At 71.6% G+C, this 10,630-nt stretch carries 9 protein-coding genes; 3 read left to right on the forward strand and 6 right to left on the reverse strand.

Annotated features, from left to right (window positions below; all coding sequences use genetic code 11):
- The 3 genes from AOK03_RS09310 to AOK03_RS09320 all read right to left on the reverse strand — a co-directional run.
- On the reverse strand, nt 1–1,212 hold a 1,212-nt coding region (locus tag AOK03_RS09310), incomplete at its 3' end, for a CpaE/TadZ family protein (protein ID WP_055564707.1).
- Between the two features lie 11 nt (nt 1,213–1,223).
- Nucleotides 1,224–1,934, reverse strand: a complete 711-nt coding sequence (gene cpaB, locus AOK03_RS09315) for a Flp pilus assembly protein CpaB (RefSeq protein WP_055564708.1) — start codon at nt 1,932–1,934, stop codon at nt 1,224–1,226.
- A 105-nt stretch (nt 1,935–2,039) separates the two neighbouring features.
- Nucleotides 2,040–2,996: a hypothetical protein gene (locus AOK03_RS09320; protein WP_055564713.1), complete on the reverse strand. Its 957-nt coding sequence runs from the start codon at nt 2,994–2,996 to the stop codon at nt 2,040–2,042.
- A 226-nt stretch (nt 2,997–3,222) separates the two neighbouring features.
- Between AOK03_RS09320 and AOK03_RS09325 the strand changes: the two genes are divergently transcribed.
- Nucleotides 3,223–4,230 (forward strand): glycosyl hydrolase family 18 protein, encoded by a 1,008-nt coding sequence (locus AOK03_RS09325; RefSeq protein WP_055564709.1) that lies wholly within the window; start codon nt 3,223–3,225, stop codon nt 4,228–4,230.
- A gap of 69 nt (nt 4,231–4,299) precedes the next feature.
- Here AOK03_RS09325 and AOK03_RS09330 read toward each other — a convergent pair whose 3' ends face one another.
- Nucleotides 4,300–5,277 (reverse strand): endonuclease/exonuclease/phosphatase family protein, encoded by a 978-nt coding sequence (locus AOK03_RS09330; protein WP_157868896.1) that lies wholly within the window; start codon nt 5,275–5,277, stop codon nt 4,300–4,302.
- Nucleotides 5,278–5,429: 152 nt separating this feature from the next.
- Nucleotides 5,430–6,764 (reverse strand): Nramp family divalent metal transporter, encoded by a 1,335-nt coding sequence (locus tag AOK03_RS09335; protein ID WP_055564714.1) that lies wholly within the window; start codon nt 6,762–6,764, stop codon nt 5,430–5,432.
- Nucleotides 6,765–6,911: 147 nt separating this feature from the next.
- Here AOK03_RS09335 and AOK03_RS09340 point away from each other — a divergent pair, with 147 nt between their 5' ends.
- Nucleotides 6,912–8,255 carry a M14 family metallopeptidase gene (locus tag AOK03_RS09340; RefSeq protein WP_055564711.1) on the forward strand — a complete coding sequence of 448 codons (1,344 nt, stop codon included), beginning with the start codon at nt 6,912–6,914 and terminating at the stop codon, nt 8,253–8,255.
- A gap of 92 nt (nt 8,256–8,347) precedes the next feature.
- Here AOK03_RS09340 and AOK03_RS09345 read toward each other — a convergent pair whose 3' ends face one another.
- On the reverse strand, nt 8,348–8,809 hold the full coding sequence (locus tag AOK03_RS09345) for a phospholipase A2 (protein WP_055564712.1): 462 nt from the start codon (nt 8,807–8,809) through the stop codon (nt 8,348–8,350).
- Between the two features lie 260 nt (nt 8,810–9,069).
- Here AOK03_RS09345 and AOK03_RS09350 point away from each other — a divergent pair.
- Nucleotides 9,070–10,630 (forward strand): helix-turn-helix domain-containing protein (locus AOK03_RS09350; protein ID WP_167355590.1); only part of this gene is annotated, 1,561 nt, incomplete at its 3' end.

Raw genomic sequence — 10,630 nt, forward strand, 5'->3', positions numbered from 1 at the left:
CGCGGCGGCCGCCGCGTCCGGGTCGACGAGGCCCAGTTCGCCCGCGAGGCCCCACAGGGCCTGCTTCACGGAGGAGCGGCTGTCGAGGTCCTGCATGCGGCCCGCGTCGACCGCGGCCTGCAGTTCCTTGAAGCAGGCGGGCACGGTGCCGCGGGCCGTCCTGGTGCCGGTGACGCGTTCGACGAGGGCGGGCTGGATCTCGGCGCCCTTGCCGTGCCGGTTGACCACGGTGACGGTCTCCTCGGCCTTGCGGATCTGCAGCCGGTCCCAGAGGCGCACCATGCGCTTGGCGGCGCGGACGGCGACGACGTCGGGGGTGACGACGAGCAGGGCCTGGTCGGCGAGTTCGACCGCGGTGGCACCGGCCGCGGTGACGTAGGCGCCGCAGTCGACGATCACGACGTCGTAGCGGGCGCGCAGGGCCGCGACGGTCTGGCGGGCGACGCGGTCGGTGACCTCTTCGCCCCGTTCGCCGTCGGCGGGGGCGAGGAGCAGGCCGATGCCGGTCTCGTGGGTGTAGACGGCGTCCTGGAGGATCCGGGGCGTGATGTCGGTGATGGCGGCGAGGTCGGCGATGGAGCGGCGGAACTGCACGTCGAGGTAGGAGGCGACGTCCCCGGACTGCAGGTCGAGGTCGAGGAGGGCGACACTGCGGCCCGACGCCTGGGCGGCGAGGGCGAGCTGGACGGCGGTGAGGGTCGTGCCGACGCCGCCCTTGGCGCCGCTGACCGAGACGACGGTGCCCGCGCCGGTGGGCCCGGCGCCGCCCGCGTACAGCTCCAGGCCGCCGCCCCCGCTGCCCAGGTGCCGCCGCATGCCGGTGGACCAGGCCGCGGCGGCCTGGACGCGCTCGGCGAGGGCGTCGTAGGCGAGCGGGAGGCCGACGATGCCGCGGGCGCCGGAGTCCATGGCGGCGGTGAGGAGCCCGGGGCTGGTGTCGGCGGTGATCAGGACCACGCCGACCGCCGGGAAGCGCAGGACGAGATCGCGGACGAGGTCGAGGGCGGGGACGGGTCCGATGCGCTCGTGGACGAGGACGACCTCGGGCAGTTCGTCGACGGACTCGGCGGCGAGCCGTTCGAGGGTGTCGAGCAGCGCCGTGGAGTCGCCGACGGGCAGCGCGGGTTCGGTGTCGGGCAGTTGGCCGGTGAGGGTGGACAGCGCGCGGGCCGCCTCGATGTCGCCGACGGCGGGGAGGATCCGAGTGGTCATACGGTGCCCTCCTACTTGTCCTCGTCGAGGGTGTACGTCCGGTCCCTGGGCGGCACGGTCGCGTCGCCGCCGGCGCCGACCAGGGCGAGCCGGACGTGGGTGGCGAACGACTCGGCGTACGCGACGCGCTGGGCGTCCGCGGTGCCGAGGGCGAAGGTGATCGGCACCGCTTCCATGGCCCTGCGGCGCGTACGGTCGTCCTGGTCGGGTTCGAGCGGGGTCAGCTTGCCGACGTCGAGCACCTTGGCGCCCTCCACGATGACTTTGGACTGGTCCTCCGCCTTGTCGGTCTCACCCTTGAAGGTGGCGTAGATGTTGACCTTCGAGCCGGGTGTGATCTTGCCCGCGACGCCGGTCGCCGCGTCGATCATGATGGCGATCTCCTGCTGGCCCGGGCCGAGTTCGGGCCGCCCGACGATCATGTCGGACTGCAGTAGCGAGCCCTTGCGCAGCTGGGTGACGGCGATCTTGCCGCGGATCTCGCGGAGGTCGGTGACGGCGTTGTCGGACAGCCACCGCTCGGGCATCTCGACCTTCTCGAACTGGTCGGCGGTCAGCTCCTTGTAGGGTGCGATGTCGCCCTTGAGCTTGTACGCGGGGACCTCGGGGCCCACCTTCGAGTTCGCGTCGCGGATCACCGAGAGGACGCCCGCGAACGCGCCCAACGCGCACAGGACCGACAGGACCAGCAGGATGACGCCGCGGCGCTGGCGTGAGTTCATGGGCCGGACTACCTCGATCGAGTGCGGTTGGCTACGGACAGTGAGCGGGGTGGCGCACGTGCGGTCGTCGGTCGCGTACGAGAAGCTGAAGCGGGCGGGCCAGGCCTAGGTCATGCCGCGTGGCAGGGCGGTCGTCCCGCGCGCTGCGCCCGTGCCGGCCGAGCGGAGCCGGTGGCTCGGGGGGACGAGGGCGCGCACCGGCTGCGCGGGGCGCTCGCCGGGCGGCGGCAGGGGCGCGGCGCAGAACGCGCAGCGGTCGCCGATGAGTTCGAGGCCGCACCAGTGGCAGTCGTCGCGGCGGACGGAGGACACCAGCTGGTAGAGGACGGAGATGTCCGGGATGGCGGCGGCGAACTCGACGAGCTTGCCGGTGGCCCACCAGCGTTCGGACTCGCCGGGCAGCCGGGCCTCGGTGACCTCCTGGGAGTTCCACGCGGGGGCGAGGGTGCCGGTGACCCAGTCGGGGGCGAGGCGGCCCGTGGCGTAGAGCAGTCTCGTACCGAATCCGGGGCCCGGCAGGTGGGCCTCCTCGCCGCCCGACACCTTCACGAGCTCGGGCCGGGGCGCAGCGAGGACCGCGAACTGGGTGCCGGGCATCCAGGACTTGGCGTGCGACTGGAGGCTGACGTCGATCCGGTCGCGGTCGAGTCTGGCGACGGAGCCGAGCAGGGCGCCCGCATAGATGTAGTGGGACAGGAGGCGGGCGGCGGATGCCAGCACGCCGGGGCTGAAGTCGCAGACCGACAACTGCCGCAACTGGAGGGCGAGTACGGCCAGGCCGAGCGGCGGCAGGTCCGAGCGGACGATGGCGATGCGGTCGCTCTCCAGGACGGATCGGACCGCGTGCAGCCGCTGGGCGACGGAGGCGGGCGCGGAGGACGGACACAGCGCGATCACGTAGCCGTGGTGCTCGATGAGGGTGTGCATCTCCGTGAGCGCCTGGTCCAGGGAGTACGTCCGCGGGGACTGCACGGCCGACTGGAGGACGGCGGCCGACGGCGTGTGCCGGTCGGGTGACGGCAGCACGAGATCGGGGCCGGTGACGGCTATGGCGGTCGGCAACGCGTACACCCCCGGTGGTCGTGCACTCCTGCCTCAGCACCATATCCACGTCATGGTCGCCTCAACACCCAACTTCGCACTGTTCATGTGGAGGTGGGAACGGGTCGGCGGGAACCGAGTGGTGCTTGAGCCCTTGACAACTCAATTGGTCTGGACCAGCTTGTACGACCAAGCAGGCAGCGGTGGCCACCGTTCCGAAGTACTTCTCCCCCCACCGGAGGCAGTAGTGGACCGCACACGCAGGAGAAGGACCGGTGCTCTCACCGGCGCCGTCGCCGCCCTGACCCTCGCCCTGACCGGCCTGTCCACCGGCGGTGCCGCGAGCGCCGCCGACGCAGGGACGCGCGCCGTGCCCAAGCACGCGGTGACCGGGTACTGGCAGAACTTCGACAACGGTGCCCAGGTGCAGAAGCTGGGCGACGTGCAGGACGAGTACGACATCATCGCGGTGTCCTTCGCGGACGCCACCGGGACGCCCGGCGAGGTGACCTTCAACCTCGACTCGGCGGGTCTCGGCGGCTACACCGTCGACCAGTTCAAGGCCGACATCAAGGCCAAGCAGGCGGCGGGCAAGTCCGTGATCATCTCGGTCGGCGGCGAGAAGGGCGCGGTGTCGGTCAACGACGCGGCGTCCGCGAACGCCTTCGCCGACTCCGTGCACAAGCTCATGCAGGAGTACGGCTTCGACGGCGTCGACATCGACCTGGAGAACGGCGTCAACTCCACGTACATGACGCAGGCCCTCAAGTCGCTCTCGGGCAAGGCCGGTTCGGGCCTCGTCCTGACGATGGCGCCGCAGACCATCGACATGCAGTCCACGTCGACCGAGTACTTCAAGACCGCGCTCGCCGTGAAGGACATCCTCACGGTCGTCAACATGCAGTACTACAACAGCGGTTCGATGCTCGGCTGCGACGGCAAGGTCTACGGCCAGGGCACGGTCGACTTCCTGACCGGGCTCGCCTGCATCCAGCTGGAGGGCGGCCTCGCGCCGTCCCAGGTCGGTATCGGGGTCCCCGCGTCGTCGAGCGCGGCCGGCGGCGGGTACGTCGCGCCGGACGTCGTGAACAACGCCCTGGACTGTCTGGCGAAGGGCACGGGCTGCGGCTCCTTCAAGCCGTCCAAGACCTACCCCGGCATCCGGGGCGCGATGACCTGGTCCACCAACTGGGACGCCTCGGCGGGCAGCGCCTGGTCCAAGTCGGTGGGCGCGCACGTGCACGGCCTGCCGTAGCACGTGGGATGCGGACAGCGGCGCCTCCGCTCCCCCGGAGGCGCCGCTGTCGATCGCTGTCGGACCCCGTCAGAAGGTGACCCCCGCCCACAGCAGCTTGTGGTCGGAGTGGAGCGCATCCGTGGCGTCGGCCCAGTCGACGTGCGTCGACATCGGCACGAAGAGGTAGTCGATCTTCTTGTTGTCGCCCGCCATCGTGGCCTCGCCGTCCCGGCACCACAGGAACACCGGGAAGGGCGCGCCCCCGATCACGTCACCCCAGTGCGGGTCGTTGCCGCAGTGGCTGTCGGCCTCCTTGAACTGGCCGAGCGCGCCCCGCCCGTAGTCGGAGTGGTAGAAGTTGTCCGGCGCCTGGTGCAGCGGCTCGGCATTGAGGTCGCCGCCCAGGAACTTCGTGTATCCGGCGTACGTGGTGTCCAGGATCTCCCTGGCCCGGGCGGACTCCTTGCGGCGTTCCGACTTGCTGTTGTGAGTGAGGTGCACGCTGCACAGGGCGAGTTGCCGGGCGGGAGAGGTCATGCAGAGCATCTCGCGCTGCTCCCGGTCCGCCGAGGTGCCGAGGCCGTGGCCGACGAGTGTCGTGGTGTCGAAGCCCAGGTCGTTGCGGACGAGGAGTCCGTTGCCGAAGTCCGTGCGCTGCTCTTCCGGGACGCCCACCGGGTGGTAGCACTTGGTGTTCGGCCCGCCGGCGCCCTTCGTCACCGGGTCGAACAGGACCGTGTACTCACTGCCCAGCTGCGACTGCAGCCGGTTCGACCAGTCCGCGCAGGCCTCGTTCAGCGTCATGAAGGCGGGCTTGCGGTCCTGGACGCTGCGCACCAGGGCGTCCGGGGCCTCGTCGCCGTCGTCGCCGTGCTGGGTGTTGCCGCCCGCCATGTTGAACTGCCCGATGGTGTACGACGCCGCGGCGGCCGGGACGGCGCCGGGCTCCGTCGGGGCCGCGGAGGCGGCCGGGCCCGTCCACAGCAGGGTGCTGCCGAGGAGTGCGGCGAGCGAGACGAGCGTCCGCACCGGGCCGCGCGTCCTTCTGGTGGCTCTCGTGGTCATGGTCTCCCCCGTCCGCCCGGCTGAACGGCAGCCGGGCTTGAATGGGCCATGACAGTAGTGACGCCGGGCGGCACGGGCAGCCCCCGGAACCCAGGTTGGCCGAACCCGCGCCCCGGAACGTCCGCGTCCCCGCGGTACCGGAGATCAGCGGCTCAGAAGATGCCGCCCCAGTCCAGGTCGACGATCTGCTTGACGCAGAGGATCAGGAACAGGAGACCGGCGGCGGCCAGCATGACGTTGCTGAGCCAGCCGTTGCGCCACTGCTTCGGCGTACGTCCGGTGTTGAGCAGCCAGAGCAGCGTGAGGGCCAGGAACGGCATGAAGAACGCGCCGAGGACGCCGTAGGCGATGACGAGGCCGAACGGCTCGTCGAGGAAGAGCAGGCCCATCGGCGGAAAGGTCAGCCAGAGCAGGTACGCGCGGAACGGCGCCGACTTCTCGCGCTTTCCGGCCGCGACCTCCTCGACCATGTCCCCCTGGGCCGCGGCGTCGCCGGAGGCGGCGCGCTCGCGCCGCAGCCGCTCCACGAAGTCCGCGAACATCAGACTCACGCCGTGCCACACGCCCATCAGGGCACCGAAGGACGTGGCGAAGAAGCCGATCAGGAAGAGGTTGGCGGTGACCGCGCCGAACTTGTCCTCCAGGACCTCGCCGAGGTCGATGAGGCCCCGGTCGCCGGAGTTGAGGGCGATGTTCGTGGAGTGCAGGAGCTCGGCACCGATGATCATCATCGCGACGACGAAGACGCCGGTCGTGAGGTACGCGACGCGGTTGTCGAGCCGCATCACCTTGAGCCAGGTGATGTCGGTCCAGCCCTTGGAGTTCACCCAGTAGCCGTACGCGGCCATGGTGATGGTGCCGCCGACGCCGCCGATCAGGCCGAGCGTGTAGAGCAGCGAGCCGTCGGGCAGGGCGGGGACGAGGCCCGCGAGGGCGTTGCCGAGGTCGGGGGCGACGCGGATCGCGACGTACACGACGATCAGGAACTTCATGCCGATGACGACCGTCATGGCCTTCTCGAAGACCGCGTACCGGTTGAACCAGACGAAGGCGAGGCCGAGCAGGCCGCAGAGGACCGCCCAGGTCTTCAGGCTCGGCCCGTCCGGGAAGAGCGCGACGAGCGGCAGGGCACTGGACGACATCGCCGTGGCGCCGTACACGAAGCCCCAGATGACGACGTAGACCGCGAAGTAGTACGTGGTCCACCGGCCGAGGCTGCGCCAGCCCTCGAAGAGGGTGCGTCCGGTGGCCAGGTGCCAGCGGCCCGTCGCCTCGGCGAGGGAGATCTTCACCAGACAGCCGATGATCGCGGCCCACAGCAGGGTGTAGCCGAACTTGCTGCCCGCGATCAGGGTCGCGACGAGGTCGCCCGCGCCGACTCCGGTGGCCGCGACGACGATGCCAGGGCCGACGTACTTCCAGCTCGCCTTGCGGAGCCGAGGTTCCGCTTCGTCGGCGGTGATGCCACTGCCTGTGCTTTCAGCCATGCCGATCAAGAAAGCGCATCACGGTCCCGGACACAAGAGGTTGGCCAAAGACAGCGTTGACCGGTGCATGCCATGCGTCGACGATGGGCGCGCGCAACGCACCCCGCACGTCGCACTGAACAGCCCCCCCCACCCCGAGGAGACTTCATGCGACTCCGCATACGCGGCAGGAGATCCGCGGCCCTCGCGGCCCTGCTCGCCCTGGCCGTGGCGGCCCCCCTGACCGCCAACGCCTCGACAGGACAGGCCGACCCGGCCCCCCGCAGCGCGGCCACCGCCGCCGACGAAGACACGCGTCAGTACGAGATCCCCCTGCGCGACGACCGCGCCGCGCGCACCGCCCTCGCCCGCACCGGCGTCGCGATCGACGAGGTCGACGCCCGCGCGGTGGTCGTCTCGGCGGACGCGGCCGAGGCCGCGGCGCTCCGGAAGGCGGGCTACGAGCTCAAGCCGCTGGCCGGGCCCCCGAAGCGCGCGAACGGCGAGGAAGTGAAGGTCAAGGACTTCCCGCCCGCCGACGCGAGGTACCACAACTACGCCGAGATGAACGCGGAGATCGACCAGCGCATCGCGGCCCACCCGAACCTGTTCAGCAAGAAGGTCATCGGCAAGTCGTACTCCGGCCGGGACATCGTCGCCATCAAGATCAGCGACAACGTCGCCACCGACGAGGCCGAGCCCGAGGTCCTCTTCACCCACCACCAGCACGCGCGCGAGCACCTGACGGTGGAGATGGCGCTCTACCTGCTGCGCGAACTGGGTGACGACTACGCCACGGACGCCCGGATCAAGAAGATGGTCGACGAGCGCGAGATCTGGATCGTGCCGGACCTGAACCCGGACGGCGGCGAGTACGACATCGCCACCGGCTCGTACCGCAGCTGGCGCAAGAACCGCCAGCCCAACAGCGGCTCGTCGAACGTCGGCACCGACCTCAACCGCAACTGGGCCTACCGGTGGGGCTGCTGCGGCGGCTCGTCCGGCTCCACTGGCTCCGAGACCTACCGCGGCCCGAGCGCCGAGTCGGCCCCCGAGGTGAAGGTCGTCTCCAACTTCGTCCGCAGCCGCGTCGTCGGCGGCAAGCAGCAGATCAAGGCGTCCATCGACTTCCACACGTACAGCGAGCTGGTCCTGTGGCCGTACGGCTACACGTACAGCGACACGGGCCCCGGCCTCACCCAGGACGACCGTGACGCCCACGCCGCCATCGGCCGGAAGATGGCCGCGAGCAACGGCTACACGCCCCAGCAGTCCAGCGACCTCTACATCACCGACGGGTCGATCAACGACTGGCTGTGGGGCAACCAGAAGATCTTCAGCTATACCTTCGAGATGTATCCGTCGTCCGCCGGCGGCGGCGGCTTCTACCCGCCCGACGAGGTGATCGAGCGGGAGACGAGCCGCAACCGGGACGCGGTGCTGCAGCTCCTGGAGAACTCGGACTGCATGTACCGGTCGATCGGCAAGGAACAGCAGTACTGCACGAGTTGACGCGCGCGGCGGCGCGGCCCCGGACCCACGCAGGGGTCCGGGGCCGCGGCACGCCTCGGGCCGGGCCCGGGGCCTGTCCGGCGGATCAGGGCCTAGTAGAAGGCGTCCTTGCCGATGCCCGCCGAGAGCCCGTCGTACATGATCTTCGCCTCGCCGAGGCACAGGTTCCGCGCGGCGCTGCCCTCCGGGTAGTTGTCGATGCAGGCGGCCCGCAGCTGATGCCAGAGGCGCTCGTCGAGCCACGCCTTGGTCTCCGGGACCGGACTCAGCCTGAGCCCGGTGGCGCCGTGATTGCCGTAGTTGCGGTACCCGAAGTCGTGCTGGGCACAGGCCTCGTAGAAGACGCCGTCCGGCCACCACGTGCAGCCGTCGGTCTCCCAGTCGAACGGCGCGTCGTGCGGGTGGTTGACGAAGTCCAGCCGGCTGAGGCCCATGATGCGGTCGGCCTCGGCGCGGACGTCGGCCGCGGCGGCGTCGGGGACGGTTCCGGCGGCCAGCGCCAGGCAGGCGGTGGCGGCCAGGAGGGTCTTGCGCAGGGTGCTTCGTACTCGCATGACGGAACTTCCCTTCGGGCGGAGTCGATCACTCCATAGAGGTGCCGGGTGCGGAACGGCCACACCCGGGAGACGTCCCTGCGTAGCTTGTCGCTCACGCAGCGTTGCCGGGTCCCAGCGTGGGGCACTCGGGGCGGGCGGCCTAGGAGGTGCCTGTCGCCTTGTCCGACGGGAATCGGGAAACAGCGTCCGACCAGCGACTTCACCCGTCGCCCGGGACATTCGGGGAGTGCCTGCGGCGGCTGCGCGCCGAACGCGGGATGTCGCTGGCGGACCTGTCGCGGGTCGCGCACTACAGCCGCGGTTACCTGAGCAAGGTGGAGAACGGGCAGAAGCCGCCCACCGCCGACGTGGCCCGCGGCTGCGACGAGGCGCTGGACGCGGGCGGCGAACTGGTCGCCCTCGCGCCGCCACCGGCGGGCGGGCGGGGGGCGTGCCCGTATCCGGGCCTCGCCGCCTTCGGACCCGGGGACGCGGCGTGGTTCTTCGGCCGCGAACGGGCCACGGCCGCCCTCACCGCACGCCTCGCCGAGCGGCTGCGCGTGCCGGGCCCGGTCGTGGTCGTCGGCCCCTCCGGAGCGGGCAAGTCCTCGCTCCTGCGCGCCGGTCTGGTGCCTGCGGTGGCGCGCGGCGCGCTGCCGGTGCCGGGGTCGCGGTCGTGGCCGGTGGTCTGTTTCTCGCCGGGCGCGCGGCCGCTGGACAGCCTTGCCGCGGCGCTGGCGGGAGTGACGCGGCAAGGCACCCCAGAGTCCCCCGGCTCCCCTGGCTCCTCCGGCTCCCTTGAGTCGTACGCAGCCGTCGCGCGCTCCGCCGCCCTGCGCACCGGCGGACTCGTGGTGGTCGCCGACCAGTTCGAGGAGGTCTTCACGCTGTGCGGCGCCGAGCGGGAGCGGCGGCGGTTCATCGAGGCCCTGTGCTCTCTGGCCGCGCCCGCCGAAGGTCCCGCGCGGCCACCGGTCCTGGTCGTCATCGGCGTACGTGCCGACTTCTACGCCACCTGCCTGGAACGCCCCGAGCTGGTGACCGCCCTGCGGGACGGGCAGCTTCCGCTCGGGCCCATGTCCCGCGACGAGCTGCGCGAGGCGATCGAGGGGCCTGCCCGGCGGACGGGCCTCGTGCTCGACCCCGGCCTCGCGGACCTCCTCCTGGCGGAGCTGGGCGTCCACGACGACGACCGGCCGCCGCCCGACGCGGGCGTGCTGCCCCTGCTGGCCCACGCGCTCCTGGCCACCTGGCAGCAGCGGGACGAGCGGGACGACCGGATGAGCGTGGGCGGCTACCGGCTCACCGGCGGCATCCGGGGCGCCGTCGAGGCGACCGCCGAGCGCGTGTACGGCCGCCTGGCCCCCGCCGAGCGGACCGCGGCCCGGCACCTCCTCCTGTCCATGGTGCGGATCGGCCCCGGTCGGCAGAGCACGCGGCGGCGGGTCTCCCGCGAGCACCTGGCCGCCCTGCTGCCCGGCGCGGACACCACGCGCCGCGTCGTCGACGCCTTCGCCGACGCCCGGCTCCTCACCCTGGACGAGGAGGGCGCCCAACTCGCCCACGAGGCCCTCCTGTCGGCCTGGCCCCGGCTGCGCGGCTGGATCGACGCCGACGCCGCGCGGCTGCGCGACCGGCAACGGCTCGCCGAGGCCGCCGACGCCTGGGCGTCCTGCGGACACGATCCGGCGGCGCTCTACCGCGGTACGCAACTCGCCCTGGCCACCGAGGCGCTGGCCGGCACGCACACCGACCGCGCGACACCGGAGCGGCGCTTCCTGGCCGCCGCCCGGGCCGCCGAGGGACGGCACGCGCGCAGGCGCCGCGGCGCCCGTGCGG

The organism is Streptomyces atriruber (assembly GCF_001418325.1).
GTDB classification, from domain to species: domain Bacteria; phylum Actinomycetota; class Actinomycetes; order Streptomycetales; family Streptomycetaceae; genus Streptomyces; species Streptomyces atriruber.